General features: G+C 54.4%; 12 protein-coding genes. All 12 read left to right on the forward strand.

From position 1 onward, the window contains the following. Positions 1-125: 125 nt before the first annotated feature. The 12 genes from E9954_RS02520 to E9954_RS02575 all read left to right on the forward strand — a co-directional run bounded on the left by E9954_RS02520 (position 126) and on the right by E9954_RS02575 (position 24,701). The gene (locus E9954_RS02520; protein WP_168441907.1) at positions 126-2,225 is read left to right on the forward strand and encodes a sensor histidine kinase; all 2,100 of its coding nucleotides are present in this window, start codon (positions 126-128) and stop codon (positions 2,223-2,225) included. A gap of 5 nt (positions 2,226-2,230) precedes the next feature. Then, positions 2,231-2,866, forward strand: a complete 636-nt coding sequence (locus E9954_RS02525; RefSeq protein ID WP_136077670.1) for a response regulator — start codon at positions 2,231-2,233, stop codon at positions 2,864-2,866. 183 nt (positions 2,867-3,049) lie between these two features. Beyond that, on the forward strand, positions 3,050-3,439 hold the full coding sequence (locus E9954_RS02530) for a response regulator (protein ID WP_168441908.1): 390 nt from the start codon (positions 3,050-3,052) through the stop codon (positions 3,437-3,439). A 237-nt stretch (positions 3,440-3,676) separates the two neighbouring features. Then, positions 3,677-5,293: a sulfatase gene (locus E9954_RS02535; protein WP_168441909.1), complete on the forward strand. Its 1,617-nt coding sequence runs from the start codon at positions 3,677-3,679 to the stop codon at positions 5,291-5,293. Between the two features lie 319 nt (positions 5,294-5,612). Continuing rightward, entirely contained in the window at positions 5,613-8,522 is a 2,910-nt protein-coding gene (locus tag E9954_RS02540; protein WP_136077673.1) for a hypothetical protein, read from the forward strand. 82 nt (positions 8,523-8,604) lie between these two features. Beyond that, complete coding sequence (locus E9954_RS02545) at positions 8,605-12,501, forward strand: hypothetical protein (RefSeq protein WP_136077674.1); 3,897 nt, start codon at positions 8,605-8,607, stop codon at positions 12,499-12,501. Positions 12,502-12,720: 219 nt separating this feature from the next. After that, the gene (locus E9954_RS02550; protein ID WP_136077675.1) at positions 12,721-13,359 is read left to right on the forward strand and encodes a PEP-CTERM sorting domain-containing protein; all 639 of its coding nucleotides are present in this window, start codon (positions 12,721-12,723) and stop codon (positions 13,357-13,359) included. Between the two features lie 230 nt (positions 13,360-13,589). Beyond that, positions 13,590-15,173, forward strand: a complete 1,584-nt coding sequence (locus tag E9954_RS02555) for a hypothetical protein (RefSeq protein ID WP_136077676.1) — start codon at positions 13,590-13,592, stop codon at positions 15,171-15,173. 86 nt (positions 15,174-15,259) lie between these two features. Next, positions 15,260-18,238 carry a hypothetical protein gene (locus E9954_RS02560; RefSeq protein WP_136077677.1) on the forward strand — a complete coding sequence of 993 codons (2,979 nt, stop codon included), beginning with the start codon at positions 15,260-15,262 and terminating at the stop codon, positions 18,236-18,238. Between the two features lie 288 nt (positions 18,239-18,526). Further along, entirely contained in the window at positions 18,527-20,950 is a 2,424-nt protein-coding gene (locus tag E9954_RS02565) for a glycoside hydrolase family 2 TIM barrel-domain containing protein (RefSeq protein WP_136077678.1), read from the forward strand. After that, on the forward strand, positions 20,950-22,827 hold the full coding sequence (locus E9954_RS02570) for a LamG-like jellyroll fold domain-containing protein (RefSeq protein WP_136077679.1): 1,878 nt from the start codon (positions 20,950-20,952) through the stop codon (positions 22,825-22,827). The genes E9954_RS02565 and E9954_RS02570 overlap by 1 nt, the downstream gene beginning before the upstream one ends. Next, positions 22,824-24,701, forward strand: coding sequence for a sulfatase-like hydrolase/transferase (locus tag E9954_RS02575; RefSeq protein ID WP_136077680.1), 1,878 nt, complete (start codon positions 22,824-22,826; stop codon positions 24,699-24,701). The genes E9954_RS02570 and E9954_RS02575 overlap by 4 nt, the downstream gene beginning before the upstream one ends. The last annotated feature ends 8 nt before the right edge of the window (positions 24,702-24,709 follow it).

The following is a 24,709-nucleotide window of genomic DNA, read 5'->3' on the forward strand; positions in this document are numbered from 1 at the left end:
CAGCAGTGTCTATTCGCTATTCCTGCAGGATCTTATCTGCGGAATGTTCCGCCTCCCTTTCCTGTGTCGACAAGCATCCGTAAGATGTTATCGTTCTGAAGATGAGATATTGGGCGTGCAGAGGAATGGTGCTGGTGTGGTTGCTTGCTACGCGAGCCGTTGCGCAGAAAACACCCGTGGATCCCCCTTATCCGCTCGAAAAACACCAGCAGGCCGAGAACCAGCTGGACGTATCTGCGCTTTCTTTGCCGCACCGCATTCGGAATCTGGAGCAGGAACGCCGCGAGCTTCTGGAAAAAATTGCCCGTCTGCCTCATCATGCACCCCGGGCTCTATCCGATCATCTCGGCTATCATTCCTTGCCCTGGAAAGATTCTCGTCGGGAGGGCAAGATCAATACGATTGAAGTTCAGTTCGATTTTGATCCCGGTCTGGGAGCGATTGCCATGGTTCCCGCGTTGGTTCCGGGGGAGTCGGGGGGGTATGCGTTTCCAAAACGCTTTAAAATGGAGGTGTTGGATCGGGGCGGGAAGTGGGTCGGCGGCAAGGGCGGGCGATGGGAAGTTCCGCCCCCTCCATACTCATGGAAAGAAATAGTCAACTGGATGGAGGACGATTTTCCAGATCCCGGCCCCTATCCGGTTTTTTTTACTATTCAGGAGCGGGTCAGGATCAATCGCTTGCGGCTAACGATGCCAACGGGGGGGGGAGATTCCTCATTCCATGCCCTTGGGGAACTCTATTTATTTCGTGATCCCGACCACAGCCCGATACTGGGGGATAATATGATGGCCTGGGATACGGTCTCGGTGCATGCGCAGAGCGCCCTGTCGAAACCCCCCTTGTGGGATGTGGCCTACCTGAATGACGGTATCGTCGGGTTAGGGATGCCTTTGAGCGAAGAGATTACAAAGGTTGATGATTTCATGGTCGCCTGGGATGCAAATGCGTCCGGCGGAGAGGCCGTTCAGATTGTGTTGGACCTGGGACGGATTCTTCCTATTGGCCGGGTGCAGCTCTGGCCGGCCAAGGCCCCCCATGGCATGGCGGTTTCGCATTTTGGGTTTCCTGATCAAGTGACCGTCGAAATCTCCGTTCATCCTCACTTTAAAGATGCAACCCGTTTTGAGGTGGAGAAAATCAGGGACCGTTTGTATACGGATAATGTATTGAATGTTATCACTGCTGCAGAAAAAGCCCGCTATATCCGGATTGTTGCCAGTGATCTTGATACCTATATGGAGCAGAAGATTCTGGGGCTCGGAGAGATCCGTGTATCAGAATTTGATGAAGTGTGGTCTCTCAACTGCGAAATATCTGCGGAGGGAATTCCTCAATCGGGCCAGGGCCAGCTTTCGCGTCTGGTGGATGGATTCAGTCGTAATCGTCGTATTTTGCGTGAGGTGGAGTGGATCCGCGGCCTAGCGATGCGCCGTCCGGTAGACCGGCGATTGGTCGTCGTTGCGCATGAATTGAATCTGGCCCGTAAGGCCTGGAGTGATATGAAACTTCGTGCGGCCATTTGGGGAGGAGCCCTGCTTTGTTTTTGCTTGATTGGGGCAATGGGACTTCAGCGCCTGCAACGCCGGAAGGTCTTGAAGAAACTGAAGAATCGAATTACCCGGGATCTGCACGATGAGGTCGGGAGTAGTCTGGGCAGTATCAATCTGGCGGCCCGGCGCATGGAAAATAAAGGAGCCACGAAGGATGACCTATCAGAACTTTCTCTGATGGCCCGGGAGGCCTCCGCTTCGTTAAAGGATGTGGTTTGGGTTATTGATCAGGCCAAGATCCGCCTGCCGGAGCTGTTGAACAAGTTGGGAGGGCGGGCCGCGCGCGTTCTCAGCGGGATTGCTCTGGAAGTGGAACTGCCCGAAAACTGTCCAGACCTCATAGTGCCTCTGACGTTTAAACGCCACCTGCTTATGTTTTTTAAGGAAGCGGTTCATAACTGCGCCCGGCACTCCGGAGCGACCCGTGTTGATTTATCCACTTCAATAAACGATGGGATCATGGAATTACGCCTGCAGGATAATGGATGCGGCTTTGATCCGGAAGCTCATCGAGAAGGTTGGGGGGTGGATAGCATGCGCAAACGGGCGGAAGAACTCGGCGGTAAAATGGATCTGCAGACGGCTCCGGGGAAAGGAACAACCATCGTTCTGACATTGCCGTTACGTGCAATAACCGATAAAACAGACCATTCATATAAAACTTCAAACTAGATCTTATGATTTCGATAAATATATGGATTGTGGAAGATGATGCCGGGTACCGGCGGAATCTGCGCAAGTCACTTGAGCAAGAGAAGCATATCTCCGTTGAACGGGTTTTTCCTTCCTGTATTGAATTCTTTGATGCACTGGAAACAGAGCAGGCGCCGGATGTGGTCCTCATGGACTTGGGGCTTCCGGGAATGAGTGGACTTGATGCGATACGGAAACTGTCCGACTTCGCGCCCGATCTCGCGGTGATGGTTCTAACGGTTTTCAAGGATAAGGAAAAAGTGCTGGAGGCCCTGGATGCCGGTGCTGCAGGATATCTGCTTAAAGAGTCCGATGAGACGGAGATCATTAAAGCGCTCGAACAGGTTTTCATGGGGGGATCGCCCCTGAGTCCTTCAGTCGCTAAAATTGTGGTGCAGGAGCTGAGAAAACCTTCTGCTGAAGAAGTTTTCATGTTGTCTAAAAGGGAAATAGAAGTTCTGGAAAAACTGGCGGATGGACTGGCGGTGAAAGAGATCGCAAGCGATCTGGAGATCAGCATAAGCACGGCTGGTTTCCATCTCTCCAATATCTATAAGAAACTTCAGGTTCAGTCTCAGACCGGAGCGGTTGCCAAGGCCCTTCGTGCCGGGGTGATCTGAGTATTGGGATGTATCGAAAAACGGCATGCCGGAAGCCTGGATGTTACCTCTGCCTCGGGCTGTGCGCGCTTGAAATCTACATTTGATCCATGAATCCCACCTAGAGATTTCTCCAGTAGACGGGTCTCGCATGAACCGGAATAGTCCTTTCTGGATTAATAAGGATTTGGGATGGGTAAGCCCATGAATGTATGGATTGTGGAAGATGACCCCGGATATCGACGGAATCTGCGGATGTCGCTGGAATTGGAAGACGGCATCTCGGTGGGGCAGGTGTTTCCGTCGTGCGAGGATCTGTTTGTGGCGCTGGAGACCTCCGAAGTGCCTGATGTTGTCCTGATGGATTTGGGGTTGCCGGGCATGGGTGGCATCGAGGCCATCCGCAAATTATCGGTTCAGACGCCGGAGCTGGCGGTGATGGTGCTTACGGTTTTCAGCGAGAAGAAAAAGGTTGCCAAAGCACTGAAGGCCGGAGCCGCAGGCTATCTGTTGAAAGAATCGGATGCTACGGAAATTGCCCGTTCCCTCGGTGATTCCCTGAGTCGTTATGCAACGGGAATCGCGAAGGTCTAGGGGCTACCGGTTCTTGGGGCTGGTGGAGATGGTTTAAGCATCCAGCGCATCTCCGGTTTAGGTTTCCTATGGATGTTGCTTCGATCAGTGCCGGAGGGCGTACGGTCGGTACAATGGGAAGCGGTTCTGTTCCGGGTTCAACGTGTTTCCGACCTAGAGATTCCACCCGTGGTTTGCCCTGAATTATTCCGCGATCCTGGTTGTTTATCATTGGGGAAGGGCCTTGGCGATTCATCCATGTCGGTTAAAAATATGAAGGAAATCATGGTCAGGAACGTATTGCTTGTCCTCTTTTCGGGGCTGTCTTTGCATATTCACGCGCAACGGCACAATGTACTCTTTATTGCGGTCGATGATTTAAAGCCCTGGCTGGGGTGTTATGACCACCCGGTGGTGAAAACCCCGAATATCGATCGTTTGGCCGAGATGGGCACGGTTTTCCGCCGGAACTACTGCCAGGTGGCGCTATGCGGCCCGACGCGTATGAGTATCATGACCGGTCTGCGCCCCGATACAACGCAGGTCTACAATATGGGCGGGGAACTCTGGCATATCGACACCGCCCGTAAACGCGCACCTCAGCTCTGGACGATCCCCGAATATTTCAAGGCGAATGGATATATCACAATGGGATTCGGCAAAGTCATGGACAGCCGGAATACCGACAAGGGGCAGGATTCGCGAAGTTGGAGCGGGCCGAAAGGCGTTCGATGGGAGTGGGATACTTCCCTTTATCCGGTTAAACCCGCCGGTGGTGGTTATCAGGATCCGGCTACCCGGAGAATACTCGGAAAAGCGATGGCTGATATGAAGCGACTGGGTATTGATACAAAACCGGATCGTACTGCTTTTCTATCGACCGTTGAAGGGGCTCGGCCGGTCTGCGAGGCCATGGATCTTCCCGATGAGGCCTATGCCGAAGGTAACGTCATGGCTGCACCGGCAATCGAAGCCATTAAGCAGTTCGGTGAAAACAGGAAACCGTTTTTTTTGGCGGTTGGGTTTTATAAGCCGCACCTCCCGTTTGTGGCACCGAAAAAATATTGGGACCTTTATTCTCCGGAAGATTTCCGGCTCGCTTTTCCCGATTATCCTGAGGGGGGCAGTAAGTATGCTGAGACGCCGTATAATGAGGGACGCGGTTTTCATCCGGTGCCGGGCAAGGGGCCGATACCCGAAGAGCTCCAGCGCCACATGATGCATGGATATGCGGCTTGCGTTTCCTATGTTGATGCCCAAGTGGGTAAACTTCTCCAAGCATTGGAAGAGTCCAGGTTGATCGATGATACCGTGATTTGTCTCTGGGGGGATCATGGTTTCCATCTCGGCGATAAACAGGTCTGGGGCAAGCATACCAATTTTGAAGAAGCCACCCGCGCGCCCTTGATCATTGCATCGCCATCGATTCGAGGAAACAGGGTTGAGGATGAAGCGCTCACCGAGCTGGTTGACGTATTTCCAACTCTGTGTGAACTGGTCGGGCTGGAGCCTCCGGCAGGGCTGGATGGCGAAAGCCTGGTCGACCTCATGCAGGGCAGGCGACCCGAAGAGAACAACGCTGCCGTAAGTCAGTATTTACGGAAAATCGATGATGAAGGCCTGGTGATGGGGTGGTCTGTCCGTACCCGCCGCTTTCGTTATGTGGAATGGCGGAGGACTACGGTGGAAAACCTGCACTATACCCATTCTGGCGAAGTGATCGGACGCGAACTATACGATTATCAAAGCGATCCACAGGAGACACGAAACCTCGCCACATCCTTGAAGCACGTGGATATGTGTGCTGATATGATAAGAGAGTTTGACCAGGTGCTGCCGAATCTGCCGGACAGGAAATCTTGCGTGATCAGGTGATGGATGATTCGGGAAACCTGCTTCCGTTGCTTACGCAGGAAGCGGGTGGAAATTGGCATGCGGGGCTGGTGCACGATTGTGATAGGCGTCCATCTGTTATCCTGCCGGGGAAGCCCGTAGACGGGAGGTTTTTTTGCCACCTGATCACAACCTAGAGATTCCTCTAGGTGACACGTCGGATCGCTTTGCGCTATCTTCTACGGGTAATTGCTTAAAAAAGGAATTGCGATGCAGGACTGGTTCGGCGGGTGCCGGGGCTGGTTGGAAACTTCCGCCAGGTGGTGGGGAGTTTAAACACAAGTAAGATGGGAGAGATGAGATGAAAAGAGGCTTTGTTGCTTTACTAGCTGCTGTATTCCTAGTCGGTGCTGGAACCGCCCGAGGGCAGGTGTTCGTGTATGACTCGGAGAACAATGATTATGTCACTGCGAATAAGAATTTTGTTGCCACACCAACCTCCTGGCAGAATTATGAATCCGCACCGGCAAGCGGCTATACGGGACCTTCGTTTTCGTATGCCGGCGTGAATTCCGAGTCAGCCAAACCTGCAACGGCCAGATTTTTGGCTAATGATCGGATGCAAATCAACGATAACACCAATTTCCACTATATGGTCGCGTTTGATTTTCCGGCATCCAAGGTGAAAACGATCACGACGCAAGGGTCTACATACGGTGCCGGGGTTGCGGGAGATGATACCTACCTGATCCTTCATGACAGCACGCAAGGCCCCGCGGATGGGTGGTACGCCACCCTGCTGCACTCGAGAACGACGGTCAGCACATTTGAATATACCGTGGAAGTTGCGGATGCCACGTGGTACACGTTCACTCCATCCACCGTTAATGGTACGGTTCCGCTCGGAACCATCGGTTCCGTGGTTGATGTATCGATCATCACTGGCGGAACGTTTGACGAAGCAGGGTACTATGCGAATGTTTATGACAATGGCCTCGGTGTGCTCAGCCATTACCTCTGGTCCTTGGCGGTCTATGAACCGGTGACGACGCTGTTCCTGAATCCGTCCGACCAAATAACGATGGATTTCAGCGATGCTGCCGCAGTTGTCTCGAATAGCATTGCAGTATCCTACTCAGAAGGCGTCCCGCCGACCAATGTGAATGTTTCATCGGTTTCATTGATCAATCCGTCCCATGCTGGTTTTGCCGTGTCGCCGGGCTCCTTCATGCTCACCGATCCGGATCCTTCCAACCGGATGGTATCGGTGGTCTTCGACAATGGTGTCGCCGGGCTCTCGGCCAATGAATCAGCAACCGGAACCGTTCAGGTTATCTGGAATGAAATGGGATCGGCCTCAAGCTCAACCTCGACGGTGGCGGTCAGTGCAACCCGGCTTGGTTTCGCTGCGAACAAAGTCATTGCCATTTTTGAGGACGGGCCATTCAGAAGTCCGGCAAATGGTGGTTGGGCCGATGTTTCTTTTTCCGGCGTTGATGCGCTGATTACCGGAATCCCTTGGGGCAACAGTGACTCTGGCAGCGACGATACCAGCTATGGAACACTGCTGGGCGGAGCGCAAACCCGTGGCGGTACGTTCATCGTGATCAATGGGAATCCGGATCCAACGGTAATCATCACCAACAACACGGGCGGTGAACTCGAACTTGATTCCTTGAATTTTGACGCCGCCAGAAAGTGGGCCGCCTCTATGGATGCGGTCACGGTCTCAATGTCAGGCGATCTCGGCAGTGCGACGTTGCTGTCTCACACCGGACTCGTTCAGGTAAGTAATATTGGAAATTACAGCGACTTTGATATCGACCTGACCGGATTGGCCGACCGTAAGTTGTCGGATGGCGAGAGTGTTGCGTTTACTTTCGCCTTCGCTGACGGGGGATTGGGCACCGGATATGCGGTGCTGGACAATATTGCAATCATCGGAAGCGGTTTTGCTCCGGCAACCATGAGCCGTATTTCCCCTTATCCATGGGAAAGCCTGGGTGCTTCAGGTTTGGATACGACCGTGAGTCAGACGATCGACCTGATGTATGCCGTGGGTGACCTGAATACCAATATCGTAGTGACCGGAGTCAGCTTTGCGAATGAAGATGTTCCGGGTGCTTTCAGTGCTATCGGATCGTTCCCGCTGGCCCTGCCGACGCCTGGTGTGACCAACAGCGCAGTCTTCTCGTTGGTGTTCGATAATTCCGTGGCCAATCTCGCTCCCGGAACCTGGGCGTACTCTGAAGTCGTTGTGGAATTTGAAGAGCCGGGCGGCGGACCCAGAACCTATTCCTTCGATGCCTACGGAACCCGTCCGGATGACGTGCCCACCAACGGTATTGTTGCCCTGTTCCATACCGAATTCCTGACCCCGGACGCTGCCTATAATGGCGTGATGGGCAGGTTTGAGGGTGGTTTCGGACTTGAAAGTACTACCGATAAGGGATCGCTGGACGGAACGTATGGTTCGCTAACGGCCCCATTCGCTTCGACCAATAGTGCCACGACATGGAGATTTGAAGGAGTGAACCCCGTGGCCACGCTGACCATCACCAATCGAACGGTGGCCGCCATTGAACTCACCGGCTTCCATTTTGATATCGGCCGTTGGTATGATGGTGCGACCAACTTCATGGTTTCCATTTCAGGGGACGTAACTTCGGTTCCGGCGTTGCTGGAAGGTAGTCTGGTGTCGTTGGGCTGGAGGAATAATGACTTCCAGGATTATGACGTGGACCTGACCGGTCTGGCCGACCACACCCTCGCGGCGGGCGAGTCTGTTATATTCACCTACACCCTGGGCGCGATTAGTGCGGGGCAGGAGAACATCGGGACGTGGATCGATAATATTGCTCTGATGGGCACGGCCGATGCGTTTGGCGGATGGGCAGCCAGCGAAGGCCTGACGGTCGGTGTCAATGACGCCCTGCACGACAACCCGGACTTCGACTCCAAAGACAACCTGATGGAATACGCCACCGGCGGTAATCCACTGGTAGCCGATGAATCTGCCGCCGCAATGTGGCAGGCCGAAGACAGCGGAACCAACTGGTTGTACCATGTGCATGCGGAACGTCAGGATGACACGAGTCTTACGTATGGCGTGGGCACCAAAGGGAACCTTCAGTACGAGCCGTCCTGGAATAGTGGCGATGTTGAGCAAGTCGGTGCAACAACAGGTCCCGGACTCTGGAAGACCGTCACCAACCGAACCGATATGGGCGCGGCCGCAAAATTTATCGGCCTTAGCGTCGAGCAGAACTAAATCCCGCTTAGTGCGGTAAGGAATCGGCACCTGTCTTGTGATCACCTAAGCAAGACAGGTGTTGCTTTTGAGGGATTCGAAAATGTCGTATATGGACAAGGTCGGTTTATGCATTGGGCTTTCTGCCGGTTTGCTGGCGCATGATACCTTATCGCAGACCGCGTTCCAGCCCTACAGCGCACAGGGCGATAACCTGATCCATGTGACGACGGCCGATTTCGATGGCGTCGGGGCGAAGGATTATGTCGTCGGCATGAGCATTGAAGGCAAGGTGATCGCTTTCCAACGTCCGGCGCTCATTGTTGATCCAGCATCCACCACCAACCGGTTGTGGGAATACCAGACACCTTGTTCGTTTAACATCATGATCGATGCGGGCGAGGCCATCACGAACAGCCCCGGCGACGAGGTGCTGGTTCCGGGAACGGATGGGCATTTGCGGATTCTTTCTTCAACGGGGGTGTTGCTTGAAGATTGGGCGGTCAGCGCAGGCGCGCTGTATAGTGTCGATGTCGGCGTCTCCAGCAGTGGAGCAATCCGCATTGTGACCGGCGGGGTGGATGGGCGGATCTATATCCTCGATGAAACCGGCGCGGTGCTTTCCAGCAGCCGTCCGCAGTCATGGGGCGTTGTTCGCCGCGTTGTGGCGGGCAACTATGATGGGGCCGGGGGCGACGAGGTTATTTCGTTCTACGACGACAATGCGTTCTCCGGTGGAAACTATTTTGAAATAACCGATCTCGATACGCTTTCCCGGCCAGCCTACTGGGGGGCGACGGGGTTGAACACCAACGATGTGCAGGAATCGATGGGATGGACCGACAAGCAATTGCCCCACGCCTATGACATGGATGGCGATGGCGATGAGGAACTGGTCGGCCACTGGGGCGTGCTGCATCCGGAAAACGGGGCGGGCTCCCAGCTGCTTTCCACGATGCTGTCCACGGGTGAGCGGTTGCGGTTTCAGGAGGAATACGCGGATGTGTATGAAGATACGGATACCGGAAAATACCTTCTCCAACAGGGGATTCCGGGCAACTTCAGAAACTGGGCGGCCTACCCGGGGCCGGAAATGCTCACGATCTATGGCGACGATCTCTACATTTTGGATTATGACACCGTAAATGAATCGGCCAATACGCGGTTTCGTGTGAAGGATTATGGTTATGCCCACACGCTGTATCACTTTACCGATGCAGCGCGCCTCGAGGATCGCTCGGGCGGCCTGGATAAGGTTGTGCTCGCCGGCCCGGCAAACGGCGACGACCATTTCTATGTGGTCGGGTTGAACAGCAACCAGTGGAAGGAAGATGCGAAGACCATTGACGGAAACGGTGTGCTCGGCGACGTGCGCGGTTCGCTGGATGATCTAGCTCGGGACATCGATTCGTTTGCAGGAACCATTGCCGAGGGAGGCGAACCCATCTGGTACATCGACTATTTCGCGGGCTACCTAGGCCTCTGGGATAAAACCGATCCTTCATTGGTTGCGGAGCGGGCGGATGAGGTTGTGGCCGCAATGGGCGAATGGAACGAAGAGTTGTTCGGAAACGGATACGAGCCGCAGCGCATCTATTGGACGGCAAGTTTAAGCCCGGCATCCAACGGCACCACGGTTCAGCACGCCGCCACCAATGGCCTTGAAAATGTCGCGGCCGCACTGGCCGAACGCGGGGCGCACTTTTGCATGATTATCGGGAAGGGCAACAACCTCTACATCAGTCCTGGCCATCTGGCGGATATCTTCGAGGCCTCAATCCATAATGGTCATTGCTACATGATGGCGCGCACGAAGGAACTTGCCGAAGCGCACGATATCGATTCCTATAAACCGCACATGGACGCGGTGATTGCGCGGGCCGTCAGCCTGGGCGTCGCACCACCGAAAATCATGATCTGCACCAAGGGTGCTGTTTTTTCGGTCATGACGCCCTCGCAGGCCTCGACTTATTTCCCGGCCTACAAGGATGTCTTTGTTCCCGGAGTGGAAAACTCGAACGTCAGCGATCTGGATTGGAGTTTCGCCGAGCGGGTGGGGCTCTGGCTCAACGGCGATGTCGAAAGCTGGGGATGCAATTCCATCGGGGACAATTTGACACCTAACCGGGTGACGGAATTCGGCGGCATGCGCAACGGACACGTGGTGCTGCGGCACCTGCTTTCGCAATATGCCCTCGGGGCCGATGTCTTCCGTATCACCTCAATCCAGGGCAAGGAGAATCCACTTTTCCTCCGCGATGGAACCGGGCCAGAATACAGCAGCGCCTATCGGCAGGGGATCTTCAACTTTCTGAAGATGGTCGAGGCTGGCATCTACCCCAACACCCCCGACCGAAGCCGGCTCAAGGGGGTTTCTCCCGTGGCGGCCGCGCTGTACCAACCGAACCATACCCGGTTGCGGGAGCTGACCTATAACCATAACTACAAGAACTATTCCGCCCCGCCGCAGGATTATGTAATCAATCATCTGGCCTGCTGGGATGCCTACAGGGATACGCCTGATGTCGATCTAACCGTGATCATGCTGAACAACACGCGGCGGTGGGACAACCTGCTGCCCACTTCGCCGAGCGGATTTGTGCCGGTGGTTCCGTATTCAGATCGCGCGGCATTGGAATCCAACGCCTGGTGCAATCGTGCATTTCAGACCGATGGCGACAGCTGGGACGAGTTCGGGAGCCTGGCGACGGCCCGCGACACGATTGCCGCCGAGCTGGTGGCCCAGAAATTCAATCAGCTTTTCTATGTTGAGAACGAATGCTTCTGGCAGGTGACCCAGCAGAAGGATGATCCGGATACCCTGTTCGGGGTTTTTATGGATTCAAACACGCTTTCCCCGGCAAACCGTTCTGTTAACCTTAAATCCGGAAGCGCGGACGGTGTATGGGAAGTCTTCGATCAATTCGGCTCGCAGTTGATCCCGCTCGGCATACTGGCAGATCCCGGCGATGAAGTGGCTGTTGATATTCCTGCCGGTTCCGTTCGCCTGCTGGTACTCAAAAAACTCCAGCCGATCACAGTCCCGGTCATGGGTATAGCCTGGGATGGCAGCAAGGAACCGGCCCTGGCGATCACCGGCATAGGCGGAATCATTGTTCCGGGCGGGCAGGGGATTCGGGCGGGGGCATCGTCCACCGATGGAACATTCGGGTCGGCATTCAGCGGGGTGGAAACGACGGTTAACGGTTCCTATGAAGTCCGGGGAGTGGAGCACAGTGCCGATAAAAGCCGCATCAGCGTGTCGATCACCAACAACACCGGGTCGGCCATCCAGCTCGAGTCCATGCTGTTCGACTATTGCCGCTGGTACGATCTGTCGCCTTCCAAGATTTCTGTCAGCTATCTGTCGGGCGATCTCGCGGTCGCGGAGAACACTCTGCTGGCAACGATCTCCGGAAACAATATCTTGGGATGGGTGGCTGATTATGACGACTTTGAAGTCACATTAACCAATCTCCCCGACTTCACATTGGCGAACAGCGAATATGCTGTTTTCCGGCTGGAGGGTTCTAACGCTGTAGGTCAATACTCGGGTGGCGGAATTGATAATGTGGCGATTTCGATTTCCGGCCTTGCAAACTATGAATCCTGGGCCGCTCGCTTTGGACTCTACAGTTCCAATGCCTGGAAAACCGCCGATCTGGAACCGGATGGTGTGGATAACTGGGGCGAATATCTTTTTGGCGGGCATCCGATGGTCGATGATGCCGACTCCATTTTTCCAATGTTTGGTGTCAAGATGGATGGAGCTTCCCAGACGTTGGAATATGTCTACCGCCGTCGCAGCGACTATCTCGCCCGCGGGCTGACCTACACCGTGAAAACAACAACCAATCTTGTTTCGGGAGCCTGGAGCACCAACGGGGTGCTCGATGCCGGTTCCGGGGCCATTAGCGCCGAAGTCGACTCCGTCACAAACCGTGTCTCCACCGAAGGATTTCCCGAACAGTTTCTCCGCTTGATAACGCAGCCAAACTGAATACCTGTATGGTCAATCAGGACTCCTTTCAGCCCTGCAAAGCTCAAACCCTCCCGATGTTCGACCTCAACCCGTCTTTTCCCACCTAGAGATTCCTCTAGTAGACGACACGGCTATTCGTGATAACTTACTCTGATGTTATATTGGATACGGTATGTGGGGGTATCTTGATGTCCACGTTGATGAGTAGCACCCGAGCAGGCAAGGAAAGGAAAAGAAATGAGGAAGTCAAAGCAGATAATGGCGGTTTTCACGTTGGGGGCGGTTTTTCCACTGCTGGCTGCGGCCACATTGATTACGGATACGGTTGATAATACCGATGGCTGGGCGAATCTCGGTGGAGGATTTTACACGGCCAGCATTGGTGGTTTAGCCCCGGTTTCTGGAACTCAATTCTGGACGGCGGCAAATGCGGTCAATACCCGGGGAACATGGAAGTTGTTTTCTGACACATTTGTGGAAGAGAGCCTTAAGGTAACCTATTCTGTTGGAGACCGAAACGATTTGGCCTGGACCGGTGACGTAACGGCCTTTCTGTTTGCAGATGTCAATGGCGATGGCCTTTACGCATGGACTGAACGCATCAATTCTGCCGTAACGACAGATCGTACGGATCCGGTAGATGGCTGGGAGGAATGGGTCGACACATACAACATCACCGCTACGACCAAAACGGCAAACAACGATTTGGTTCTCGGCAAAGACATCGGGTTTTTCGTGCTCAGCAATATCGGCAGCGGTGAAAATATGGCCTTCGATTCGCTGGCGATCGAAACCATCCCTGAACCGGCTACATTGGGGATAATCGCTGCGGGAGGAATCGGCCTGCTTTGGATAAGGCGCCTTGTGATGCTATAACAGCTTCAATTGCTTACGGCAGCTTCGCTACGTTCGGCGGTCTCCGCTTCACCCTTCCTACACCATCGTGGTGCTGCCATCGACTGTCGCATGTCATGACCCGGATGGAGAGGGCGATGATGAACTTACAGTAGTTTAAAACAGGGTTGATCTCTGGGCTTCTCCGGCAAGAGAGATTTAGAAGAGTTTAATACTGCAGTACGAAAAAATGAAACTGAAACAAGGAGCGAATGATGAGAATGTCAGGAGTTGGCCTGGCGGTACTGGTGGTTGGAGTTACAGCCGTTAGTTATGGCGCGGTGGTCAGTAATCTGGTCGCTGATGCGGGGTTTGAGACGTCGACGGTGTGGAGCTATCCCAATGCGGATACCGCCCCGTGGTTTTCTACGGGGGAAGGGAATCAGGCTGGATGGGTGTCGCGGGAACTGGTCATTGTAAAAAGCGGAGCGCAGGGGCTCAAGTTTTCAACATGGGCCGGCAATGCGGCCGCCCTCCAGAACCTCGGAGTCACCCTTGACTCGAACACGGTCTATGAAATCAGTTTCGCCATGCGGTTGGACAATCTGTCGACCAACCCAAGCCAGACCAATGCCACCATTATCGGTGTTGCATTGGGGAGTAGTCCGGTGTTGGGAGGTGCATATTCCTGGACGGGGAAATCATTCTACGAACTGGCCCCTTCCACAACGGGCGTCTGGGAGACAATCACGCTTACGGTCGATGGCTCGGATGCGGCTCTGGTCGACAACCATGGTGAATACCTCCAGCTCACGCTCAAGAAGTTCAACAATGCCAAGAATTCGGAATATGAGGTTTTTGTGGACGATGTTGTGTTCGGGGAGTATACGACCGGCCCGCCTCCTGCGGATCTGTTGCTGGGTTTTTACGGTTCCAGATTGGCTAATCCCGATTTCCATGCACCCGGAATTGGCGGAAGCCTTTACACCAGTACGGCGGATGGAATTGGAGTTGATACCACGGCGGGTTCTTCCGACGGAACCTACGGCACATTTTCCGGAGCTACCATTCTACCAACGGGCTACAAGGTTCATATGGGCACCACGAACAAAAACCAACGGGTGGATGTGCAGATTTTAAACAATACCGGGAGCCCGCTCCGGCTCGATTCAGTCAGCTTTGATTACGGACGCTGGTTGGCTGCCGGCCCGCAGGATGTGGCCTTGGCCTATGCCTATGGCGATCTTTCTGGAATTGCCAATGAAGATGTTCTTTTCACCGCAACCAATCTGGCCGTGACCGGCTCGTCTGGCGACTACCATGATTTTGACATTTCGCTCAGCAATCTGACCGATCGCGTGCTGGCAGACGGTGAAAAAGCGACCTTCCGTCTTTCCATTGATAATGCCGTTGGTCCCTGGGATAAAGGCGCCTTCGACAATATTGCGATCTTCGGGGAAGTTATCAATGCCTCCTACGAAACCTGGGTGACCGACTATCCCTCCATGAGCGGCAGCCCGGACGCCGACCCGGATCATGATTTCGACGGGGACGGATGGGACAACCTGATGGAATACGCTTTGGGTGGAAACCCGGTCAACGGTTTTATTAACGGCCATATTCCTGTTTATGCCAATATCGGTTCCGTGCTTGAATATGTCTATGCAATGCGCACGGACGATGCTGCGCTGACGTACCGGATTGAGGTTTCAGACGACCTTGTTTCCTCCACGTGGACCAACAGCGGAACCATGGTTATGACGACCAACGTCACTGGCGGATCGTTTGACTTTGTGACCAACTCGATTCCAATTGACGAGATCAGGAAGTTTGCAAGACTGGTCGTTGAGCAATAGCCGCACTGGAAGCACCCTGCATCGATTGGCCATGGCCGGGCATGCTGTCCGGCCATGTTCTCCTGAAGTAAGAAGGTCTGTATTGTATGAAAAAACATAAATATACGAACCATCAAGGCATCATGCCGGGAATGCGAATGGCGGTTGCCCTTCTTATGCTGGTTGGCGCTTCCCGAGCCGCAGTGCACACAATGACGGTCGATGTGGCCGGAGCGTGGAATCTCCTGAACGACCCGGGTTTCGAAACCCTGGGCGGAAGCGAACCGGCCGAGGGAACCAGCCCATGGTTTTCGTCCGGAGAAAAAGACGATTGGCAGTTGAGGGTATCGACCAACCGGGCGTATACGGGGCGCCAATCCGTCGTGTTCGCGAATTATTGGGAGCGGGGAGCTGTGGTTCAAAACCTGGGCGTGCAAGTGAATCCGGCCAAACACTATCGGCTATCAGTCATGATGCGGGTCGATGAGCCCACCGATAATTCTTCATGTACCAATGTCCCGGCGCTGCATGCCTCGATCTATACCGGTGCAACACCGCAGGGCCCGTATAGCTATAGGATGGGATTTTTCTGGAACGCGACCACCCGCCCCGGCGGTGGCTGGGAAAAGCTGGAAGGAACCATTAACGGTGCCAACCTGAGCACCCATGCAGGGGAGTACATTCAGGTCCGGATCATCAAGGCCAATGAAAAGGCGACCCACCGCATCTTCATCGACAACGCGTCAGTGATAGAGTCGGGTTCGGTGGTTGCTCCGGAAACCATCGGTCGCTATCTGGTCGGGGCAAATGTGGTCTACACGAAGGAGGTGGGGCCGGACTGGGAAGACGGCTACAAGACCGAGGTGCTCAAGCGTGCGGGGATGAGTAATCTGCGATACCCCGGGGGGCATGTGGTATCCTACTGGGATTGGGAATGGCCCTACCATGAGGGCTACAGGGATTTCTGGAATGCGTCCTACGCCCCGACTGCAGCCGAAAGCAATGCATTGTTCGCGGCAAACCAGCATCGGCTGTCGCTCGATGATTATCTGGATGAATGCCGGGAGACGGGTGCGGCTCCCATAATCGGCATCAACATGCTGCAAGGCTACAAATTCAACCGCGATCAGGACTCCATTGATAAGGCTGTTCGCCTGGTGAACTATGTTAAAAACCAGATTGACGGCCCCCGGTATTACTATCTGGATAACGAGGCTGGGCACCAGCCCGAGAAGAACAACCACGTTCCCGTCGACGATTATCTCCTGCTCATTCCGGGCTACTCCACAGCAATCAAGGCCGCCGATCCGCTGGGCCGGATTGCGGTGAATATCATGGGAAACAACAGGGTTCAGGATATCATTCGCGATTATGGCGACCATGTGGATCTCATTGATCATCATTGGTATTACAACAACATCACCTGGGGGCAGTTCTGGCTCGATGAATGGCGCGTGGACGACGGGGACATGAATGGGCGGGTGGGTTATATCAACCAGTTTAACGGATGGATCGATACCTATGATAAACCGCATCTGAAGATCGGCTTTCTGGAGTGGAACCTAGGCCCGGCCGAGGGGGCAGACGGGTCTACCCCGGGTACTGCGCTCTATCAGGGGCTCGTGCAGGCGGACATGCTGATGGTCATGATGGACGGCAATATCCATATGGGAAGCATTTGGCCATTAACGTGGAACGATGGGGCGGACGGAGGCGGCTTCCGTGATCTTACCGATGGTTCCGCAACGTATGTATCGCCCGCATTCTATATTCACCGTGCATTCGCAAATGCCGCCGGGGGGACGATGCTGGGTCTTAACGAACCCGTTACGGCAGGGGTGTTCAGAAGCCTGGCCGTAAAATCCGCGGATGAGGGTTTCATTGATCTCTATTTTTTAAATAAATCCACGGAAACGGTCGAACTGGATATTGCACTGCCCGTACCTATCGTAGAAGCCGTGGTAATGAACTTTGCCCAGGGGGCGACCGTGGAGGATGTTAATGTGGGCGAAGCGCAGATCGTCGGTGACCTCCGCGTGCTGCCGCTCAGTGTGGGGGGTACCAGTTTCACCCATGTCCGATGCCGGTTGCCGGACCATCACGCGTGCTATGACCTGTTTTCAGATAACTTTGAAACGTCGGATGATATGGGCAACATTGCTGAGGCCCCTTATCCAGTCAGCCGTTGGCATCATCAGGGAACGGATGGTTGGAGTGCGGAAGGCTCGGATGCGTCCGTCGATATCGGCGAGTTTAACGGGGTCGAGGGCAATGAACTAAGGATCGGTTGGGGATACGACGAAGTCGTCGCGCTCTACTCAACGCCGGTCCCGATCCATACCGGCCAGTCCTACACCTTCCGGGGACGATGGGAGATCGGAAGTGTGGTTGATGTGCAGCGGGGCTTCATCGCGGGCGTCGCCGAGTTTTCGGCCGACGACGGCGCCCTGGTTCAGCGGTTGACGCCCGACTCACTGGTGTTCGGAAAAACGAACGCCCCTGTGACCGGAGACGCCGGCATGTTCGAAGTAACGCTTGGAGCGGAGGAGCTTGCCGCGGCCGGGACCTTCCCGGGGAATCGGATCGGCGTCTTTTTCCATCACAACAACGGCGACGACCAACTTTATGGCGACTCGAACTCGCTGAGAAACGATGTCTATTACATCGACAACGTGTCTCTTGAAGTCAGTGGTTCGATTTCTCTACTCGATCAATGGATGGTTTCCAACAAAGTCGCCAACGCGTTGATGGACTCGGACGGTGATGGAGTGGATAACCAAACCGAATATTGGCTTGGCGGTGATCCAACCATCGACGATGCCTCAACCATTCGTCCCACAGCCCGGTTCGCCATGGAGGCGGGTGCCAATTGGCTGGAATATGTCTACCGTCGTCGCAGCGATTATCTTGTCCGTGGCTTGGACTATTCGGTAGAGGCAACAACCAATCTTGTTTCCGGTTTGTGGAGTTCCTCCGGTGTGCAAGGCGCCGGCTATGGCTCCATCGACCCCGAAATCGATTCCGTCACCAACCGCGTCTCTGCCAAAGTCCATCCGGAACAATATATCCGACTGCGGGTGGAATGAAAAATGGCAGACGGTTCGCTGGGCCGTCCGCCCGGTGATCCTTTTCATCCTCTGTGGCTTTTGGGTTAACTATTCAGCCTGCCTACCTAGAGATTTCTCCAGTAGTCCATTAAGGTGGTTGCAGATAGTATGTTCACTTTGAAATCGACCTGGTTTGGAGCACTTGGCCATCTTACAGGAAAATGTGCTGCTGAAATTGCTCCGGTGAAATTAAATAGAAGGCATCGGTTTGTTTTTAATGGATTGAATGACCGTTCATCCGATGTGTAAGGAATCATGATGGAAGCTATGAAAGTATGGATGATGGCAATGGCAACGCTGGTCGCGGTTTGTGCGACCGCGGAACGTGAAACGTTGCGTTTTAACGAGGGCTGGAGCTTTGCGCGCTTTGGTGCGATGCCGGACGGTACGGAAAAGGCTGAACCGCAGGGGGTGGAAAAAGCGGCGTTCGATGATTCGGCCTGGCGCATGTTAAACGTACCGCACGATTGGGGCATCGAGGGGCCGTTCCGCGCGGAATTGCCCAACCAGACCGGCAAGTTGCCTTGGGCGGGTATCGGCTGGTACCGCAAAACCTTCGATGTGCCCGCTTCGGACTCCGGCAAAAAGGTGTTTATCGATTTCGACGGTGCAATGTCTGATTCAACGGTTTGGCTCAATGGCGAGTATGTTGGCGAGTGGCCCTACGGCTATTCCTCGTTCCGGCTGGAGCTGACCCCATTCCTGAAGCCGGGGCAGGAAAATACGCTTGCCGTTCGATTGGACAACAAACCCGAATCTTCGCGTTGGTATCCGGGCGGCGGCATCTACCGCAACGTGCGTTTGGTCAAAACGGCTAAGACGCATGTTGCGCATTGGGGCGTGTTCGTCTCTACCCCCGTGGTGTCGTCCGACTGCGCCACCGTGCAGGTGCGAGCCGAGATTGACGGGGCATACGACAAGGTGGTGCATGAGATCGTCGAGACGGGCAAAACAGGCCAGGGCACGACGTGTCGGTTGTCCATCGATTTCCCCAGGCGCTGGGATCTGGATTCCCCTAATCTCTATACGCTCAAGACCACGGTATTTAGCGGAGGAGAGGCGGTCGATGAAGTCGAAACCCCGTTCGGCATCCGCACCCTTTCGTACTCCGCGGACGGATTTTTCCTGAATGGAAAAAAGGTGCGAATGAACGGCGTCTGCCAGCATCACGACCTCGGGCCGCTTGGGGCGGCGGTCAACACCCGCGCGCTGGAGCGGCAGATCGAGATCCTGCAGGAGATGGGGTGCAACGCCATCCGCACCGCGCACAATCCGCCGTCGCCGGAATTGCTCGACCTCTGCGACCGCATGGGCATGCTGGTGCAGGTGGAGGCGTTCGATTGCTGGGGAAAAGGCAAGGCATCCAACGACTATTCCCGTCACTTTCCCGAATGGCACGAAAAGGATTTGCGCGCCATGATCAAGCGCGACCGCAACCACCCGTGCGTCGTGATGTGGAGCACGGGAAACGAGATCCGCGAGCAGGGCAACAAGGCGGGCCACGCCATTTCGCAGCGGCTTACGGATATTGCCCACGATGAGGATCCAACCCGCCTGGTTACGGCCGGGTGCAATAATATCAAGGCGGGATTCAACGGTTTCCAGAAAACAGTCGATCTGTTCGGCTACAACTACAAACCGCATCTCTATGGCGAATTCCGGCAGAAAAATCCAAAACAGCCGTTCTACGGTAGCGAGACGGCCTCGACCGTCAGCTCGCGCGGGGAATATTTTTTCCCGGTTTCAGATGAAAAACACTTGGGACAGGGCGGCCATTTCCAGGTGAGTTCCTTCGATCTCACTGCACCGCCATGGGCGAACAATCCCGATGTCGAGTTTGCCGCACAGGACGAATATCCATGGGTGTTCGGCGAATTTGTCTGGACGGGCTTCGACTATGTCGGCGAGCCGACGCCCTATAACAAGGACAAGACCAACCTGCTCAACTTTTCCGATCCGGCGGAGCGGAAACGCATGGAAGAAGAACTGGAGAAGCTAGGCGGGAATATTCCCCCGCGCAGTTCCTATTTTGGGATTGTGGATCTCTGTGGATTCAAAAAAGACCGTTTTTACATCTATCAGGCCCGCTGGCGTCCGGAGCTGCCCATGGCGCATATTCTTCCGCATTGGAACTGGCCGGAGCGTATCGGAGAAGGTACGCCGGTGCATGTCTATACATCGGGCGACGAAGCGGAGTTGTTTTTGAACGGGAAGTCACTTGGAAAGAAAGTGAAAGGGGAATACACCTATCGCCTGCGCTGGGATGATGTCGTTTATCAGCCGGGTGAGTTGAAGGTTGTGGCGTATAAAAACGGGAAGCGCTGGGCGGAAAATATGACCAAAACCACCGGAGAGGCCGCCAAGATCGAGCTGAGCGCCGACCGCAAGGTGATTGCTGCGGATGGGCAGGATCTTTCGTTCATTACGGTCCAGGTGTCGGATGAGGATGGCCGGCTGGTGCCGCGCACGCACAACCTGGTCACGTTCTCGATTGAGGGCCCTGGCGAAATCATTGCCGTGGGCAATGGCGATCCGACCAGTCATGAGTCGTTCCAGGCGCTGGAGCACAAGGTGTTTAACGGCCTGGCCCTGGTGGTTGTACGATCGATGACGGGCGATCCTGGAACCATTGTAGTATCCGCAAAATCAAAAGAACTAATTGCGGGTCGTATCGAGTTGGAGGCTAAGTAATGAAGTCGATGCTGCCCATCATATTCGTCGCGCTGAGCGTACAAGCGGAGGGCTCGTGGCGCTTTCTGTTGCTGGCCGACTGGCATTCGGCGGAAAAATATACGCAGACCGAAAAGAATCCCTCGTGGTTGGACGAGACGATCGCGGAGGATATTGCTACCGTGGCGATGCTTAAAAACAAGTTTGGCGGCGATTTGATCCTGATGCCGGGCGACAGCAATGGCGGGCACTGGGATACCCCGAATTTTATTAAGAACAATTATCCGGGCGCGACTCCTGAAGAGGCCATCCTGAAGGCGGGACATTTCTGTTATTCGGGCATGGTTGACTCCTTTCGCAAGGGGGGCTATTCCCGGCTGATCATGGCGGTGGGCGACCATGAAATAGGTGATAACCCCTGGCCGGCGGGCTCGGTGGTGTCAAGGTGCCAACCGCAGTTCCGGGAAGCGTTTGCGAAGGAATTCAACAGGAACCCCGACGGTGGGCGCTTTCTTTATGAACAGCCGGTTGGCAAGGCATCCTCGCGGCCGCTGGGCACAACGTATGAAAACACGTCCTACGCCTATCGCCATAAAAATGTGTTGTTCATCACGATTGATGCATTCCATCAGGAGAATCCCGACGAGAAGATCGGCGATGAAGGTTCCGTGACCGGCACCGTGATCGGCCCGCATCTTCAATGGTTGGAAGAGGTGCTGGCCGAGGCGCGTAAAGATTCGGGTATCAAACATATCCTGGTACAGTCGCACCTGCCGGTGATCTATCCGGTGCGCAAGGTGAACAGCAGCGGCATGCTGATGGATGATGGAATCGAAAGTGCCTTTTGGAAAACATTGAGGAAGCATGGCGTCGATATCTATTTTGCTGGTGAAGTTCATGCGAATACCGTGACGAAAGATCCGGAATCCAATGTGGTGCAACTGGTCAGTCGGGGCAATTTTTTCAACAACTTCCAGACCTTGGATATTTCGGATAACCGTATTGAAGTAACCTGCTACAACCAGCTGGGAGGCAAAGCTTCCGATGGGGAGTATGAAGTCTCCGGGCGTCTGCTGATTGATAAATCGGGTGCCGGGGTGCGCATTGAAGGCGAGGGCGAATTGGCCGTTCTGGATCCTGGTGCGCGCCATTTGCATTTCGATTTCGAGGAAACCGTTCCTCTCGTCGAACAACCCATCATGGGAACGGCAAACCGCAAGAAAGAGGATCCGTTCAAATTGCGAGGGATCAAGTGTGCCCGCATCGTCCCAAACCGTGGAAGCTTCGGCCCCCATTACAGCGCATTGACGACCCATGTTGATTTGGTTCCGGGAATGCAGGGTATGGCTGGGCTTTTTTCAGAACAAAGCCGCTTGGGTGTTTTTGCCATGGGGCCGCTGCATGGCGATCGTGCCGTATCGTATGCCTTGTGGGTGAAAACAACTTCGCTGGAAAATCAGATCCTGATCAACACGGGATCCATCTGGGGCACTGAGTTGAAAAACTTTTTCAACCTGAATCTCGATGACGGAGTGCCGCAGGTCATGGTTTCCGAGCATCAAACTGTGACGGCGGAAGACGTTGAAAAGCTGAACGACGGCGAATGGCATCACATTGTTGCAGGCATGCCGTCCAACGGATGCAGGTTGTCCGAAGTTGAAATCCACGTGGATGGGAAACCCGTGGAGACCCGGCTCAGTGGAAACGATGTTAAACTACACTTCAATCAGGCTGTTCGTCTTGGGATCGGGGGGCTCAACTACAGCAATAAAGCCTTTGATGTTTTGCCGGTTAAACCCTTTGTCGGATGTATGGATGAGGTTTCGGTCTGGACGCGTGGATTGACCCCGGAAGAGATTAAGGTCGCTATGGGTTTCAAAGGAGCGCAACAACGATGAAAAGGCGAAGCTTCAACCGGATCGTGAGTGCCGCAGGCATTGCCGCCATCGGACAAAAGGCACTGGCGGGGAAAGCAAAGCAACCGAACCTTTTGATCATCCATACCGATGAGCACAATTTTCGCACCCTCGGTTGCTACCGCGACCTGATGGGTGAGGATCAGGCGTATGTCTGGGGGAAGGGCGTGAAGGTCGATACGCCGCATATTGATTCGCTGGCCCGTGAGGGAGCAATTGCCACGAGTTATTATGCCGCCTCGCCGGTTTGCACACCATCGCGTGCCGCACTGGTTTCCGGTCTCTATCCCGTGCATGCCGGATCACCTTCGAACGACATGCCGATGCATGATGGTCTGGTTACCTTTGCCGACGTGTTGCGACGCAACGGCTATGCAACCTCGTATGTCGGGAAATGGCATTTGGACGGCGATGCCAAACCGGGGTTTGCTCCGGCGCGGAAGTTTGGGTTCGACGACAATCGCTATATGATTAACCGTGGCCATTGGAAGTTGCTGAAGAAAGAGGGGAACACGGCGAACTTCATCGGGAGCTTCAATGCGAGCAGGAATCAGTATGAATTCAATATCGGCGAAGCCGATGAGCAATCCTTTACCACCGATTTTCTGTGCGACCGGGCGATAGAGATTATGGAGCGGGATAAAACCAAACCGTTCTGTGTGATGGTCTCCATACCGGATCCGCATGGGCCGAACCATGTTCGCGAACCCTATGCCTCCATGTTCAAGGATATGCATTTCCTGAATCCGCGCACCATGGATGCCATGACCGAGGAGACCGCACCGGGGTGGGTTGGCATCAAAGGCAAGAATGCGGCTGCAGACGAGCTGAAGCAGGAGCAAATGCAGTGGTATTTCGGCATGGTCAAGTGCATCGACGACAATGTCGGTAAAATCCTCAACTACCTGGAGTCACAGGGGCTGGATGGAAATACGATTGTCGTCTTTTCTTCGGATCACGGTGACCTGATGGGGGAACATAGGAAGCATAACAAAGGCAATCCCTATGAAGCCTCTGCAAAAATTCCGTTCCTGATTCGCTGGCCGGGACACATTCCTGCCGGCAAGGTGGTACGTTCGGCGCAGTGCAATGTCGACTTTGCGCCCATGGCGCTTTCAATGATGGGCGTCACGAACGGTCTGCCGGAGTTTCATGGAACGGATACTTCCTCTGATTACCTTGGAAGTCGGGGCGACGTTGCCGAAGACCGCATCGTCTATCTAACCCATGCGGCCAGTAAATGGGTGGCCGCTATCGACCGTCGGTACAAACTGGTGCTTTCGACGATGGATGATCCATGGCTGTTCGATCTGAAAAATGATCCGGATGAACTCATCAACTTCCATACTCATCCAGAGTACAGGCAGATTGCCGAAAAGCTGCAGGACGAACTGGTGGCCCAGATGGAACGCTATGAAGAGCCGGCGTTGGAAAAAGGCGGGCTCATCTATAAAACCGGTGGAGCCGGAACTCGGGAAGTTCAAACCGCATTGCCGACCACGGACGGGTATCTGATTGATAGTGGCGGCCATGCGATGAAAGGAACCAAAAAAGGGGCATGGAGTCGTGCGGTAACGGTTCCGGCAGACCGGTTTGAGCCGAACTGCAGGTATGAACTCGAGCTGGAGTGGGAATCCAGGGGTCTCGACGACGGAGCGGCGTTTTTCGCTAATTTCCTCGACCCGAAAAATAAAAAAGACAAACAAACCGAACTCTGGACGACTGTTTCCGGGGAAACAGGCGTTGTCGGGAAAACGCTCAAGACCACAAATACCAAGGGGTGGACTTTGCACGTTGGAGTTCGCGATGTCGGTGAGATTCTGGTGAAAAGTTTGAAGGTTAAGAAGGCGGATTGATCAGTCGG

The organism is Pontiella desulfatans, assembly GCF_900890425.1.
Classification (GTDB): Bacteria; Verrucomicrobiota; Kiritimatiellia; order Kiritimatiellales; family Pontiellaceae; genus Pontiella; species Pontiella desulfatans.